This window comes from Stutzerimonas stutzeri (assembly GCF_024448935.1).
GTDB lineage: Bacteria > Pseudomonadota > Gammaproteobacteria > Pseudomonadales > Pseudomonadaceae > Stutzerimonas > Stutzerimonas stutzeri_AO.
The window spans coordinates 1-14,989 of sequence record NZ_JAMOIE010000005.1; the positions used below are offsets into that span (position 1 = coordinate 1).

Sequence of the window (14,989 nt, forward strand, 5' to 3'; positions counted from 1 at the left end):
TCGTGCGCACCTCTACAACCCGCGCAATGTCGTGCCGGAATCGAAGATGCCTTCCTACCCCTGGCTGGTCGAGCACAGCCTCGACGGCAAGGACACCGCCGACAAGATGGTTGCACTGCGCAGCGTTGGCGTGCCTTACACCGAAGAAGACATCGCCGGCGCTAAAGAAGCGGTCAAAGGCAAATCCGAAATGGATGCCCTGGTCACCTACCTGCAAGTGCTCGGCACTGCACTCACCAACAAACGGTAACGCACCATGGATATCGGGACTCTTCGCGGCCTGGGCACCATTCTTGTTTTCGTCGCAATGATAGCCATCATCCTTTGGGCTTATAGCAGCAAGCGCAAGAAAAGCTTCGACGAAGCGGCCAACCTGCCCTTCGCGGACGAGCCCGACGTCAACAAGCGTGATGAAGAAGCTTCCAGGAGTAAGAAATAAATGACCTCGTTTTGGAGTTGGTACATCACCCTGCTGAGTCTGGGGACCATCGCAGCCCTGGTCTGGCTGCTGTTGGCGACTCGCAAGGGACAACGCCACGAAAGCACCGAAGAAACCGTCGGCCATTCCTATGATGGCATCGAGGAATACGACAATCCGCTGCCGCGCTGGTGGTTCATGCTGTTCGTCGGCACCGTGATATTCGCCCTCGGCTATCTGGTCCTCTATCCGGGACTGGGTAACTGGAAGGGCATGCTGCCCGGCTACGAAGGCGGCTGGACCCAAGTGAAGGAATGGCAGCGCGAAATGGACAAGGCGGACGAACAGTACGGTCCACTTTATGCCAAGTTCGCGGCGATGCCGGTCGAAGAAGCCGCTCAGGATCCGCAAGCCCTGAAGATGGGCGGTCGCCTGTTCGCATCCAACTGCTCCGTCTGCCATGGCTCGGACGCCAAGGGCGCCTACGGCTTCCCCAACCTGACGGACAACGACTGGCTGTGGGGCGGCGCCCCCGAGACCATCAAGACCACCATCATGGGCGGTCGTCAGGCAGCCATGCCTGCGTGGCGTGACGTGATCGGCGAAGACGGCATCCGCAATGTCGCCGGCTACGTTCGCAGCCTGTCCGGACGTGATACCCCCGAGGGTATCAACGTCGACATTGAGCAGGGTCAAAAGATCTTCGCAGCCAACTGTGTAGCGTGCCATGGTCCAGAAGGCAAAGGCACTCAGGCCATGGGCGCGCCTAATTTGACCGACAACGTCTGGCTTTACGGCTCGAGTTTCGGACAGATTCAGCAGACCCTGCGCTACGGTCGGAATGGCCGGATGCCAGCCCAGGAGCAGATCCTTGGCAACGACAAGGTGCACCTGCTGGCCGCTTATGTGTATAGCCTCTCGCAGAAGTCGGAGGACTGATCCAATCGGTCCAGGCTGCGACCCGAGGTCGCAGCGTGCTTCGACTGACGAGGCGTACCATTCGCAGCAGGTAAGCAAAAGATCCCGGCCGGCACGTATCGACCGGGACACTCACCCTCCGCAGTGGTACGTATTCGATGTCCGAGCAAATCCCCGTTCATGATGTAACCCCTCCTGCCAAGGTCGCCTCGTCTTCCGACCTTTACGCTGCTCGCGAAAAAATCTATACCCGCGCCTTCACCGGCCTGTTTCGCAATCTGCGACTCGTCGGCGGCGCGCTGCTGTTCGTTCTCTATTTCGGAACCGTGTGGCTGACCTGGAACGGTCGGCAAGCGGTTTGGTGGGACTTGCCAGAGCGCAAGTTCTACATCTTCGGCGCGACCTTCTGGCCACAGGACTTCATCCTGCTGTCGGCACTGCTGATCATTTGCGCATTCGGGCTGTTCTTCATCACCGTCTTCGCCGGGCGCGTCTGGTGTGGCTATACCTGTCCCCAAAGCGTGTTTACCTGGGTCTTCATGTGGGCGGAGAAGGTCACCGAGGGCGACCGAAACCAGCGCATGAAGCTCGACAAGGCACCTATGAGCGCAGACAAGTTTTTGCGTAAAGCGGCCAAGCATTCCATCTGGTTGGCGGTTTCCCTGGCGATCGGCATTACCTTTGTCGGCTATTTCACCCCGATCAGGGAACTGGTGCCTGATCTCGTGACGCTACAGGTGGGCGGCTGGGCGTTGTTCTGGGTGGGCTTCTTTACCCTCGCCACCTACGGTAATGCCGGCTATCTGCGCGAGCAGGTCTGTATCTACATGTGCCCGTACGCTCGTTTCCAGAGTGTGATGTTCGACAAGGACACGCTGATCGTCTCCTACGACCCGCGTCGCGGCGAGCGTCGTGGCCCGCGGAAAAAGGATGCCGACTACAAAGCGATGGGCCTCGGTGATTGCATCGACTGCACCATGTGCGTGCAGGTCTGCCCCACCGGCATCGATATCCGCGACGGCCTGCAGATTGAATGCATTGGCTGCGCCGCCTGTATCGATGCCTGCGACACCATCATGGACAAGATGAATTACCCGCGTGGCCTGATCAGCTATACCACCGAGCACAATCTGTCCGGACAGAAAACCCATCTGATGCGGCCGCGGCTGATCGGTTATGCCGTTGCGCTGGCAGCGATGATGGGCGTGTTCGCCTATGCCGTCTCGGATCGCGCGCTGGTCAAGCTCGATGTTCTGAAGGACCGTGTTCTCTACCGAGAGAATGAGCAAGGACGGATCGAGAACGTTTATACGCTCAAGGTAATGAACAAGGCCCAAAATGAGCAAACCTTCATCATCGAAGCCGTTGGCCTGGAAGGCTTGCAATACGAGGGGCGCAACGAGATTCGTGCTGAGGCAGGCGAGCTGGTCACCGTTCCGGTGGAGCTCTCGGTCGCACCGGAACAGCTGCCCTCGAGCACCAATGACATCGTCTTCCACATCAGATCGGCCGACGACCCCGCAATTGAAGACGAATCAGAGAGCCGCTTCATCGGCCCGAGCATTCGCTGAACAGGTAGTACATGAGCCATTCCGAGCACGAAAACACCCGTTGGTATAAGCAGTTCTGGGCCTGGTTCGTCATTGGCATTCTGCTGATGTCGGTCATCCTCGGTACCTCGATGTTGACCATTGCGATCCGCAATGCCGATTCATTGGTCTCCGACAATTATTACGATGCGGGCAAGGGTATAAACCAGTCACTGGAACGCGAGAAGCTCGCTGAGCGCCTGCAAATGCAGGCGCAACTCAACCTCAACGACGAACGTGGACTCGCCGAACTCCAACTGAGCGGAGCGAGCCGCCCGCAACAGGTAATACTCAACCTGCTCTCCCCTACGCAGCCAGAACGCGACCGTCGTATCGTTCTACAGCCCCAGGGTGATGGGTTCTATCAGGGACAGATGCAGGAGCCAGTCACCGGCAGACGTTTCGTTGAGCTGCTCGGCCGAGAGGGCGACCAGGATTGGCGACTGTTCGAGGAAAAGGAAATCGCAAGCGGTCAGACGATCGATCTGAGCTACTGATCGAACGATGGCAAGCCCCATTCCCTGCTACCACTGCGGGCTGCCAGTACCTGCTGGCAGTGCATATCACGCCCGCGTGCTGAACGAGCAGCGGGCGCTATGCTGTCCCGGCTGCCAGGCGGTCGCAGAAGCGATCGTCCAAGGCGGTCTGGAAAGCTACTATTCGCATCGCAGCGATGCATCTATCAACCCAGATACCCTGCCACAGGCACTCACCGAAGAGTTGGAGCTGTACGATCGCAAGGACGTGCAAGCGCCATTCGTTCGCCATGAAGGTGAGCTGGCCGATGCCTCACTGATGATTGAAGGCATCAGCTGTGCCGCTTGCGGTTGGTTGATCGAAAAACATTTGCGCCGGCTCGACGGGATTTCGGAAGCCAGCCTGAACCTTTCCAACCATCGCCTGCGGGTGCGCTGGGATGACGCCGCCTTGCCGCTCAGCGAATTGCTCGCCGAGCTTCGTCGTATCGGCTATGCCGCTCATCCCTATCAAGCTGACCAGGCGGCGGAGCGGCTTGCTCAGGAGAACCGACGCAGCATGCGCCAACTCGGCGTAGCCGGCTTGCTGTGGATGCAGGTAATGATGGCGACCATGGCCACCTGGCCCGAATTCAACATCGACCTCTCGCCAGGCATGGACAGCATTCTTCGCTGGACCGCTCTGCTGCTGACCACGCCGATCGTCTTCTATTGCTGCACCGATTTCTTCAAAGGTGCACTGCGTGATCTACGCACCCGCCATCTGACCATGGACGTTTCTGTTTCGCTGGCGATTGGTGGCGCCTATGTCGCGGGTATCTGGTCGACGGTCACCGGTCAGGGCGAGCTGTATTTCGATGCGGTGGGCATGTTCGCCCTGTTTCTTCTGGCCGGACGCTTTCTCGAGCGCCGCGCGCGGGAACGCACCGCTGCGGCGACCGCACAGCTGGTGAATCTGCTGCCGGCTTCTTGCCTGAAATTGGCCGACAATGGCCAGACTGCACGGATTCTGCTTCGAGAGTTGCAACTCGGCGATCGAGTGCTGGTTCAACCCGGCGCGCTAATCCCGGCCGATGGTCGTATCCTCAGTGGACAATCGAGCGTCGATGAATCGGTCCTCACCGGCGAGTACCTGCCGCAGGCTCGAATCGTTGGCGATGCCGTCACTGCGGGAACCCTAAACGTCGAAGGCGCCCTGACCGTAGAGGTGCAGGCGCTCGGCGACAATACTCGGCTTTCCGCGATTGTCGGCCTGCTGGAACGCGCCCAGTCGGACAAACCGCGCCTGGCCGAGCTGGCCGACCGGGTCGCGCAGTGGTTCCTGGTGATCGTACTGCTGACTGCCGCTGTGGTTGGCATTGTATGGTGGCAGATCGACCCGCAACGCGCGTTCTGGATCGTTCTTGCCTTGCTGGTGGCCACCTGCCCCTGTGCTTTGTCGCTGGCTACACCGACCGCCTTGACCACCGCCACTGGCACGCTGCACAAGCTTGGCTTGTTGCTCACTCGGGGCCATGTGCTGGAAGGCCTCACTCACATCGACACGGTGATTTTCGACAAGACCGGAACCCTGACCGAAGGTCGCCTGACCCTGAGTGAGGTGCGGCCACTGGCTGAGCTGGATGCCAATGCCTGTCTGGAGTTGGCCGCAGCCCTGGAAAACCGCTCCGAGCATCCGATTGCCCGGGCGTTCGGCCGAGCGCCCCGGGCAGCCGAAGCCGTAAACAGCATTCCCGGCCTGGGTCTACAAGGTTCGGTCGGGGAACGTACGCTACGTATCGGTCAGCCCGATTTCGTAGCGAATGGCTATGCCGGCGCAGCGCCCGAGATTCCCGGCAAAGAGGGCCAATGGTTGCTGTTGGGCGATACTCAGGGGCCTCTGGCGTGGCTGGTGCTCAACGACCGCTTGCGTGATGACGCGCCGGCTCTGCTGCAAGCGTGCAAATCCCGTGGCTGGAAAACGGTTCTGTTGTCCGGCGACAGTTCGCCGATGGTAGGCGAAATCGCCCGGCGGCTCGGCATCGAAGATGCGCACGGCGGCATGACCCCAACCGACAAACTAACTCACCTGCAGCACCTGCAAGCCAAAGGTCGGCGCGTGCTGATGCTTGGTGATGGCGTCAACGATGCTCCAGTCCTCGCGGCTGCCGACATCAGCGTGGCCATGGGTTCGGCCACCGATCTTGCCAAGACAAGCGCTGACGCCGTCCTGCTCAGCAACCGTCTCGACAGCCTGGTGCAGGCATTCAGCGTGGCGCGCCGCAGCCGCCATATCATCATCGAAAATCTGACCTGGGCGAGTCTGTACAACGGCTTGATCTTGCCATTCGCGGCTATCGGCTGGGTAACACCGCTGTGGGCGGCACTGGGCATGTCTGCCAGTTCGCTGCTGGTGGTGCTGAACGCGTTGCGGCTGAGCCGACTGCCGAGTCAGCGGCGACCCGACAGTCTGTCCTGACTGGCGTACGATAGGAGCGCGCCTAGTCGGGCTCGCCTTGACCCATCGTTGTCGGGCTCGCCTTGACCCATCGTTACAGGAGGCATCTTTGGCTGCACTTTACATTTTGATCCCCGTCGCCGTGGTTCTGGTTGCGTTGGCCATTTGGGTCTTTTTCTGGGCCGTCGACAGCGGCCAGTACGATGACCTGGACGGCCCCGCCCATAGCATCCTTTTCGACGAAGAAGATCCCAAGCACCGGGCAGGCATTGAGCAGGCAGACAAGCGTCGCGACGAAGGGAATCCCGATCGTGAATGAATTGTTGCCACTGCTGATATCGGCTCTGGTGCTCGGCCTGCTTGGTGGAGGCCACTGTTTAGGTATGTGCGGTGGTTTGATGGGTGCCCTGACCATGGCTATTCCTGCTGCGCAACGCGGCAAACGCCTGCGCCTGCTCGTGGCTTATAACCTGGGAAGAGTACTGAGCTACACCTTTGCCGGTCTGCTGATCGGACTGGCCGGTTGGGCCGTTGCCAACAGCCCTGCCGCGATGGCATTGCGGATTCTAGCCGCACTGCTGCTGATCAGTATGGGCTTGTATCTAGCCGGCTGGTGGGCAGGCCTGACCCGTGTCGAAACGATTGGACGAGGCCTTTGGCGCCATATCCAACCATTTGCCAGTCGGCTGATGCCGGTTAAGAATGTTCCACGAGCCTTGTTGCTCGGCGCTCTCTGGGGTTGGCTGCCGTGCGGCCTTGTCTACAGCACCTTGCTATGGGCGGCGAGCCAGGGCGATGCGCTGGACAGCGCCCTGTTGATGCTGGCATTCGGCATCGGCACCTGGCCCGTGCTTCTGGCAACCGGCCTGGCTGCCGAACGACTTACCGCAGTGCTGCGTAAACGCGGCGTGCGAATGCTCGGCGGTGTCACCGTGATCCTTTTTGGCCTTTGGACGCTTCCAGGCCCTCATCAGCAATGGCTGATGGGCCCTGGCCATGTCGGCGGTGCGTCCCTGCAGCAAGCGCCCCCGCACGTTCATCAGTGAAATGCCGCTGACCGAGAGAGCCACCGAAACGCCGGCTTCCGTTCACGCCTGCATTTCGCTCAGGGCTCTTTCGGCAGCTGGCGCTTGTGCGCCGACTTATCGTAGGTGTCGATGATGATGCGAGCCGCCTCGTCAGGTACCGTTCGGCCTTGCAGAAAGGCATCGATATTTTGATAGCTCACCCCATGAGCATCTTCGTCCGGCTTGCCGGGTGAAAGCTCTTCGAGATCGGCAGTGGGGACTTTCCTTACCAGCTGTTCAGGCGCACCCAATGCAGCGGCCAGCTCACGGACCTGATGCTTGACCAAACCGGCCAGCGGCGTCAGGTCGCAAGCCCCATCGCCAAATTTGGTAAAGAACCCCATCACCGCTTCGGCGGCATGATCGGTGCCGATAACCAGCCCCTGCCTAGCATTGGCAATGGTGTACTGCGCCACCATGCGCATCCGCGCCTTGGTGTTACCGACCACGAAATCGCGCATTTCCGGCGTCAAGTCATCAAGCGCCTCGGTCGCTCGCGTCAAGCCTTGCACGGCGGCACCGATGTTGACCGTATGGCACTCGTCCGGCTTGATCGAATCGACCGCAAGCTGCGCTTCGTCTTCGTCATGCTGAACCTGATAGGGTAGCCGGACAGCAATGAATCGGTAGTCATCGCCCTCGCCCGCTTCGCGCATGCCTTCGACTGCACGCTGCGCGAGCAAGCCAGCGGTGGTCGAATCGACACCCCCGCTGATTCCCAGCACCAGCGTCTTGAGACCGGACTCACGCAGACATTGCTGGATGAAGGCGACTCGCCGATCAATCTCGGCCTGTATCGCGGCTGCCCCATCGAAAGGGGCGCAAACGTTAAGCGCAGCAGCGATTTCTTGCTGACGAGGATGCATGGGTTTCTCCTTGCAGTTGATAAGACGGGAACGACGGTAGCTAATCCGACCATAATTCAGCGAATAAATCTCCTTCTGCGTACCGCCGGTCTCGGGCGCCGCAACAGGCTCTGGACTCGCTTGATACAGGTCAAGTCTAAACAGCGAAAGCCGCCCTAGAATCCGGTTACCGCAGTCAACCCGAGACCGTATGATGCTCGACGCCATTCGCTGGGATGCCGACCTGGTTCATCATTACGATCAGGACGGGTCGCGCTGTAGCGCTTATCCAACGCCCCTTCAGTTCAACTGCAAGCTGGGCTCATTCGACCTGTTGCATGCACTGCGCAGCAGCCGCCAAGCGGCCAGGCCGCTGTCACTGTACGTCCACCTGCCGCTTTGTGCGGACATCTGCTCTCACTGCCAATGCGACAAGATCATCGCCAAGGATCGTGGGCGGGCATTGCCATACCTTACCCGACTGGAAAAAGAAATCGAGCTGATCGGCTGCCACCTCAGCCCGGAACAGGTTGTGCAGCAACTGCAGTTCGGCGGTGGCACGCCGACCTTACTCGGCCATGCCGAGCTGCGTAGATTAATGAGTCATTTGCGTAAGCACTTCAATCTGCAGAATGACGATCATGGCGATTTCAGCATCGATATCGATCCACGCGAAGCGGACTGGCCAATGATGGGGCTATTGCGGGAGCTTGGGTTCAATCGCATCAATATCGGCCTGCAGGATCTTGACCCCGATGTGCAGCGAGCCAACCGCACGCAGACGATGAAACAGACACAGACGGTTATCGAGGCTGCCCGAACCCTGCAGTTCCGTTCAATACGGATCGATCTAACCTACGGTTCACCACTGCAAACACCCGAGCGGTTTGCTCACACGATGGCCGACGTGATTGCCCTGCAGCCGGAGCGCGTATCAGTTTCCAGCTATGCGCATCTACCGGAACGGTACATGGCGCAGAGAAAGATCAACCCCGCAGAGCTACCCACCCGACCGGACACGCTGACAATGCTGACAATGCTGACAATGCTGCAACACAGCGTGGAGCAGCTGACTCGCGCCGGCTATCGCTATATCGGTATGGATCTTTTCGCCCTGCCTGACGATGAGCTCGCAATGGCCCAGGAGGATGGCGCACTTCAGCACGGTTTCCATGGCTATACGACTCATGGGCATTGCGATCTGGTCGGCCTGGGCGTTTCAGCGATCAGCCAGATCGGCGATCTGTACTGCCAGAACAACGGCGACATTACTCTCTACCAGCAGTCGCTGGAACAAGGTCAGCTCGCCACGATCCGCGGCCTGCGATGCAATGAGGACGACCGGATCCGGCGCTACACAATCCAGGCATTATTCTGTAATTTCGAGCTGCGTTTCGATGAGATTGAAAGCATCTTCGGGGTCAGCTTCAAGAGCTATTTCGAGCAAACCTGGCCGGCTTTGGAGCAGATGGCTGCCGACGGGCTGATCCAACTGAATGCAGACGCGATGACCATTCTGCCGGCCGGACGGCTGGTTGCGCATGCAGTCTGCATGCAGTTCGACCACCGCTTGCCGCCCCAGCCTGCCTCGCGGTTTTCCCAGGCTATGTGAGTAAATACCACGAGTCGACGACCGCACTGCGACCCTTGTACCGATTGGCCTAATGTGCCTGCGTGAGTTAGTCTTGCGGCACCGTAAGGTTTATCAGGATCCCGCAATGTCCGAGCCCATCAAGGTCCACAAGCAGCCGCAGGCTAATTGCAATGATTGCAGCCTCTCAGGCCTCTGCCTGCCGCTTTCGTTGAATAGGCAGGACATGGAATCGCTGGACGAAATCGTCAAGCGCGGACGCCCCCTGAAGAAAGGCGAAACACTGTTTCGTCAGGGTGACCCGTTCAGTTCCGTGTTTGCCATCCGCTCCGGTGCCCTACGCACCTTCAGTGTCACGGATGCCGGCGAGGAGCAGATCACCGGTTTCCACCTGCCGAGCGAGATGGTTGGACTGTCCGGCATGGACACCGAAACTTACCCGGTATCCGCACAAGCCCTTGAGACCACTTCGGTGTGCGAAATCCCCTTCGAACGCCTCGATGAGCTTAGCGTGCTGTTGCCGCAGCTGCGCCGCCAGCTAATGCGCATCATGAGCCGCGAGATTCGCGATGATCAGCAGATGATGATGCTGCTGTCGAAGAAGAGCGCTGACGAACGCATCGCGACCTTTCTGATCAATCTGTCGGCCCGGTTCAGTGCACGCGGCTTTTCCGCCAATCAGTTCCGCCTGCCCATGTCACGCAATGAAATAGGCAACTACCTCGGTCTCGCGGTAGAGACGGTTTCACGCGTGTTTACCCGCTGCCAGGCGAGTGGCCTGTTGGAAGCGGAAGGCAAGGAAGTCCGAATTCGTGACTCCATCCGGTTGTGTGCCCTGGCGGGTGGAAACATGGACGCCTAACGGAGCCCGCATGATCTTTGATGAATTCGCCATCAAAACCCTGATCAGACCGGTTCCGGACTTCCCCAAGCCTGGCGTAGTGTTCCGTGACATCACGCCGCTGTTGCAGTCGCCGAAAGCTCTACGCATGGTGGCGGACAGCCTGATCCAGCGCTACGTCGAAAATGATTTTAGCCATGTCGGTGCGCTGGATGCCCGCGGCTTTATCATCGGCTCGATCATTGCCTACGAGCTGAACCGGCCACTGATTCTGTTCCGCAAAAAGGGCAAGCTCCCCGCCGACGTACTGGCGGCGTCCTACCGCACCGAGTATGGCGACGCCTACCTTGAAGTGCACGCCGACAGCCTCTGCGAAGGGGATTCGGTTTTGCTGTTGGATGACCTGATCGCCACGGGCGGGTCACTGGTCGCCGCTGCTCAGCTGGTTCGCCGCATGGGCGCTCAGATTCACGAAGCCGCAGCGATCATCGACCTGCCGGAGCTCGGGGGTTCTCGCCAATTGCAGGACATGGGCATTCCCACGTTCACCCTGACTGCATTCGAGCTCAACGAGCGCTAGTCTCGAGCGCAGAAGGACCTCGGCGATACGCTGCGCAGCGCTGCTCGGCTTGCTGGCGTTCTGCTCATCTTCGCGTGCGGTCGACCGCGGAGCCATGCTGCAAGAGGCTATTCGATGAGAACGAGCGCCGATGGCTGCAAGCTGCCGAGCAGCTACTCGCCGCGAAGCGCGGCAACGGAGTCAATTGTTGGAAGCGCTCTGCGGCTCTGCTTCGAGTAGATACCGCTCCCGGGTGTAGGCCAGGTAGTACTTGTTCACGGCATTGACATAGCTGACCACACCCATGCCCATGCTCGACATGGCGACGCGCTCAACCTGGAAAAACCACTGGTCCGGGTTAAGGCCTCGACGGCGGGCCTCGGCACGCAGGCTCTGGACCCGCTGCGGCCCGAGATTGTAGGCCGCCAGCACAAACGCCATGCGCTCGCGCTCATTCAGCCTGGGGCTGGCAAAGAAGGTTTGGCGGATATTCGCCAGATACTTCGCACTGGCAAGCACGTTGTTATCCAGTCGGCCGATATCTTTCACACCCATGCTGTGAGCAGTCGCCGGCGTCACCTGCATCAGCCCGACGGCTCCGCCTGCACCGCGTGCCGACGGATCGAGCGTCGACTCTTTGAAGGCCAGCGCAGCCAGGTTGAGCCAATCGATCTCTTGCCGCCGGGCATGCCGCTGCAAGGTCGGACGGATTTTTTCCAGGCGCTGTCTGCCGACACGATCCAGCGGATACTGCACCCGATAGAGCCGGCGGTAGACGCGAACGAATGCTGCATCCTGATTCTCAGGCGCGCTGTAGGTTTGGAGGAAACGGTCGATGCTCGCACGTAGCATTCCCGCATCCTTTTGCACAAACCAGTGCATATCGGCGGGGTCGCCCAGCGTCAGCTGCGATTCGATGCGCAGCTTAGGCAATACTTTTGCCCAGCGCTCTGCAATGGGCTGCTCCACTACGGTAGCCGGATAGACGCCAGCCTGTACCATCTCCAGCACGTCCTCCACCGCCAACGTGGGGTCAACCCACTCGACGGCAATCGGTGCCCGTCCGGCTTGCATCAAGCTCCGATTGAGCTTCTCCAGCGCAGAACCCGCGGCGCTGCCGGCCGACAACGCCAGGCTACGACCTGATAGTTGCTCGAAGCTCTCATAACGAGGGCCACCCTGTCGACTCACCAACACCATTGGCACCTGAGCGATCACAGCACGGCTACGGCTTATCCGGCGCGCCGCACCTTGCGGCAAGATCTCTCCAGGGGCAACCAGATCACCCTCACCGCGTTGCAGCGCACCGAGCAACTGGTCCTTGGCCTTGGGGATGATCTTCAAGCTGATCGGCGTGCCCTTCGATCGACGATTGAGATACTGCTCGAAGGCGCGCAGGCGCACGTATTCCACACCGATGGGCTCGCCTTTGACCTCGCCGGAACTGTTGCGGCTTTGATTGACCAGGACCCGGAGAACGCCACTGCGGCGAATATCGGCGAGATCGCGTACGGTATCCGCCGACTGCCAGGCTGGCGGCCCCATCACCCGTGCGACCGCCGGCCAGGGTGCAAGCATCAGCAGACACAGCAGCAGGGAACATAATCGGGTCATTTCCGGGTATCGGCTCGAATGAGACAAAATGCACAGCGGCACCCTGCCGCAAGGGGGCGAAGACTCTCATAGCCTGCGCCCGGCCGCCAGCGGTACCTTCTAACAGACTTTAATTAGCAGTTGCAACTGACTGATTTTTATCTATATATTTTGATATCATAAGCGAGACGCGTCATGCAACTTGTCGACATCGGCGTCGACCTCACCCACCCAACGTTTGCCCGTGACCCCCGTGCAGTGGTACAGCGCGCCTACACGGCGGGCGTCACACAATTGGTCTTGACCGGCACTAGCCTTGCTGAAAGCGAAGCGGCACTGGCCCTCTGCCGGGAGCTGGATGAAGGCCGGCAACGGTTGTTCTGTACCGCAGGTATCCACCCTCATGACTCGAGCCAATGGACGTCCGGTACCCGCGCACAGCTCGAAGCCCTGCTCGCCGAACCCGAGACGCGCGCGGTCGGCGAGTGCGGACTGGATTTCAACCGGGATCTGTCCCCTCGCGCACAGCAGGAGCGGGTCCTGGAGGAACACCTGCAGTTGGCGGTAGAAACCGGCCTGCCGGTGTTTCTTCACGAGCGCGACGCCGATCAGCGTCTGGCACAAATACTTCGACCGTTCCGTGACAAGCTCAGCGCTGCGGTCGTGCACTGCTTTACCGGCGAGAAACGCGCGCTCTATGCCTACCTCGATCTCGACCTCCACATCGGCATCACTGGCTGGATATGTGATGAGCGCCGCGGCACTCACCTGCATCCATTGGTGCGCGACATCCCTGAGGCTCGCTTGATGCTCCAAAGCGATGCACCCTACCTGCTGCCACGCACGCTGCGGCCGAAACCTAAAGGTGGCCAGAACGAGCCGGCATTTCTTCCTGAAGTACTCCGTGAAGTGGCGCAGCATCGAGGCGTCAGCGAGGAACAGCTGGCGCAGAGCACGACGCGCTGTGCTCAGAAATTCTTCCGCATCGAGCCGCTGAATCAACCCTGAACCGGCTCAAGCCCAACCACTTTCGGCCGTTAACAGAACGGGTTCGCAAAAAGGCGGCGATGCCACTGCGCGACGAACCGTTCCTGTCATCGACATAAGAAGGGCATGCAATGGCTGTATGGATTCGCGATCTCTCACTGAAGTACAAGTTCTGGGCGCTGAACCTGGTGTCGTTCGCTACCACGCTGCTACTGGTGCTCTTTGCCCTGCAACTCGAACAGCAGTCGCGAAGCCACGATGCACAGAACAATGCGCAGCAGTTGGCGGCTCTGCTACAGGCCTGGCCAGAAGGCTCCGCACCCCCTAGGGATGCCGACATTCAAGTATTTCCGGCTGGTCAGGCAGTTGCTATCGAGGGGCAACCGGTAGCCGCCCGCCAAGGGTGGGTTGCAATCGAACATGACCGGCTGTTCGGCAAGACACCGATCGTGGGCGCCCAACTGGTGGTCCGACCGGGCGGGGACACCCTGGCCGTGCTGGCTCGTGTGCCCAGCACCATGCAACTGCTGGGTGAACATTTCTTTAGCTACGCCGTTGCTGTTGCTGTGCTGATGCTGGTGCTGCTGGCCGCATCACAGTTGTTGATCCACTTCCTTCTGAGCCATCTCAACACGCTCAAGAACGTGATGGTGCATGTCGAGCGCAGCGGCGACCTGTCGATGCGAGTACCTTTGGCCAGCGCTGATGAAGTCGGCGAGATGGCTGCGGCATTCAACGCGATGCAAGCCGGTTACCAACGCATTGTCAGCACCGTTGCCCAGGCCGCGACCCGCCTCGATGACGGAGCCGCTCGACTGGCATCAAGCATGAGCGAGGTCCGCCAGGGCATGCTCGGCCAGCAGAGCGAAACCGACCAGGCAGCGACTGCGATCAACGAGATGACCGCCACTGTCCACCACATCGCCGAACACGCCAGGGAGACGCGCAACCAGTCGCAGAGTGCCGACCGCCTCGCAGGCAACGGGCAGAATGTCGTGGGACGGGTCGAGCGCTCTATATCCAGCCTGTCGCAGGGCGTCCAGCAAACGGCCGAAACAATCGGCCAGCTTGCCGCCGACAGCCAGAAAATCAACGGCGTGGTCAGCGTCATCCACAGCATCGCCGAACAAACCAATCTGCTGGCACTGAACGCGGCGATTGAAGCCGCACGTGCCGGTGAAATGGGCCGCGGCTTCGCTGTGGTTGCAGATGAAGTGCGCAACCTGGCCAAACGCGTTCAGGTGTCGACTGACGAGATCACCCAGATGATCACCGGCCTGCAAGCCATGACCCGCGACGCCGTCGAATTCATGCAGGAAAGCTCACTCAAGGCAGACGACTGCATGCGCGAAGCACGCGACGCAGGACTCGCGCTCGAAGCCATTACTGCGGCAGTCGCACAGATGCGCGAAAGCAACACGCAAATTGCCGTGGCCGCTGAACAACAGAGCGAAGTTGCCGAGGAGCTGAACCGCTCGGTCACCGGCATTCGCGACGTCACCGAGCAAACGGTCCAGCAAACCGTCGAATCGGCAAACACCAGCGCAGAGCTCGCGGCGCTCTCCGGCGAACTCAGCAAAGCGATTCACCAGCTCAAGCTTTGAGCGCATCTGCGTGTACCGATAGCCTATTGGCCCGCTGGCGCAAGAGCCAGCGGGCGGCGCTCGG

General features: G+C 60.0%; 15 protein-coding genes. 13 read left to right on the top strand and 2 right to left on the bottom strand.

Going from position 1 to position 14,989, the window contains the following annotated elements:
* The 8 genes from NA637_RS02315 to NA637_RS02350 all read left to right on the top strand — a co-directional run.
* Nucleotides 1-250: cbb3-type cytochrome c oxidase subunit II (locus tag NA637_RS02315; RefSeq protein WP_256070835.1), on the top strand; the 250-nt coding region annotated here is incomplete at its 5' end.
* 6 nt (nucleotides 251-256) lie between these two features.
* Nucleotides 257-439, top strand: a complete 183-nt coding sequence (locus NA637_RS02320; protein WP_256070836.1) for a cbb3-type cytochrome oxidase subunit 3 — start codon at nucleotides 257-259, stop codon at nucleotides 437-439.
* Entirely contained in the window at nucleotides 440-1,357 is a 918-nt protein-coding gene (gene ccoP, locus NA637_RS02325) for a cytochrome-c oxidase, cbb3-type subunit III (RefSeq protein WP_256070837.1), read from the top strand.
* A 137-nt stretch (nucleotides 1,358-1,494) separates the two neighbouring features.
* The gene (gene ccoG, locus NA637_RS02330; protein ID WP_256070839.1) at nucleotides 1,495-2,907 is read left to right on the top strand and encodes a cytochrome c oxidase accessory protein CcoG; all 1,413 of its coding nucleotides are present in this window, start codon (nucleotides 1,495-1,497) and stop codon (nucleotides 2,905-2,907) included.
* A gap of 11 nt (nucleotides 2,908-2,918) precedes the next feature.
* Complete coding sequence (locus NA637_RS02335) at nucleotides 2,919-3,422, top strand: FixH family protein (RefSeq protein WP_256070841.1); 504 nt, start codon at nucleotides 2,919-2,921, stop codon at nucleotides 3,420-3,422.
* A gap of 7 nt (nucleotides 3,423-3,429) precedes the next feature.
* The gene (locus NA637_RS02340) at nucleotides 3,430-5,859 is read left to right on the top strand and encodes a heavy metal translocating P-type ATPase (protein WP_256070843.1); all 2,430 of its coding nucleotides are present in this window, start codon (nucleotides 3,430-3,432) and stop codon (nucleotides 5,857-5,859) included.
* Nucleotides 5,860-5,947: 88 nt separating this feature from the next.
* Nucleotides 5,948-6,157, top strand: coding sequence for a cbb3-type cytochrome oxidase assembly protein CcoS (gene ccoS / locus NA637_RS02345; protein ID WP_256070844.1), 210 nt, complete (start codon nucleotides 5,948-5,950; stop codon nucleotides 6,155-6,157).
* The gene (locus NA637_RS02350; protein WP_256070846.1) at nucleotides 6,150-6,884 is read left to right on the top strand and encodes a sulfite exporter TauE/SafE family protein; all 735 of its coding nucleotides are present in this window, start codon (nucleotides 6,150-6,152) and stop codon (nucleotides 6,882-6,884) included. The genes ccoS and NA637_RS02350 overlap by 8 nt, the downstream gene beginning before the upstream one ends.
* A 59-nt stretch (nucleotides 6,885-6,943) precedes the next feature.
* Here NA637_RS02350 and nadE read toward each other — a convergent pair whose 3' ends face one another.
* A complete protein-coding gene (gene nadE / locus NA637_RS02355) occupies nucleotides 6,944-7,771 on the bottom strand; it encodes an ammonia-dependent NAD(+) synthetase (RefSeq protein ID WP_256070847.1) in 828 nt (275 codons plus the stop codon).
* Nucleotides 7,772-7,964: 193 nt separating this feature from the next.
* On the opposite strand from nadE, the gene hemN reads away from it, so the two are divergent.
* The 3 genes from hemN to NA637_RS02370 all read left to right on the top strand — a co-directional run bounded on the left by hemN (nucleotide 7,965) and on the right by NA637_RS02370 (nucleotide 10,762).
* Entirely contained in the window at nucleotides 7,965-9,362 is a 1,398-nt protein-coding gene (hemN, locus tag NA637_RS02360; protein WP_256070848.1) for an oxygen-independent coproporphyrinogen III oxidase, read from the top strand.
* Between the two features lie 106 nt (nucleotides 9,363-9,468).
* Nucleotides 9,469-10,203, top strand: a complete 735-nt coding sequence (gene fnr / locus NA637_RS02365) for a fumarate/nitrate reduction transcriptional regulator Fnr (protein WP_256070849.1) — start codon at nucleotides 9,469-9,471, stop codon at nucleotides 10,201-10,203.
* Nucleotides 10,204-10,213: 10 nt separating this feature from the next.
* A complete protein-coding gene (locus NA637_RS02370) occupies nucleotides 10,214-10,762 on the top strand; it encodes an adenine phosphoribosyltransferase (protein WP_256070850.1) in 549 nt (182 codons plus the stop codon).
* Nucleotides 10,763-10,942: 180 nt separating this feature from the next.
* On the opposite strand, the gene NA637_RS02375 is transcribed toward NA637_RS02370, so the two are convergent.
* Nucleotides 10,943-12,355, bottom strand: a complete 1,413-nt coding sequence (locus tag NA637_RS02375; protein WP_256070851.1) for a transglycosylase SLT domain-containing protein — start codon at nucleotides 12,353-12,355, stop codon at nucleotides 10,943-10,945.
* Nucleotides 12,356-12,529: 174 nt separating this feature from the next.
* Between NA637_RS02375 and NA637_RS02380 the strand changes: the two genes are divergently transcribed.
* Entirely contained in the window at nucleotides 12,530-13,342 is an 813-nt protein-coding gene (locus tag NA637_RS02380) for a TatD family hydrolase (RefSeq protein WP_256070852.1), read from the top strand.
* A gap of 110 nt (nucleotides 13,343-13,452) precedes the next feature.
* Complete coding sequence (locus NA637_RS02385; protein WP_256070853.1) at nucleotides 13,453-14,925, top strand: methyl-accepting chemotaxis protein; 1,473 nt, start codon at nucleotides 13,453-13,455, stop codon at nucleotides 14,923-14,925.
* The last annotated feature ends 64 nt before the right edge of the window (nucleotides 14,926-14,989 follow it).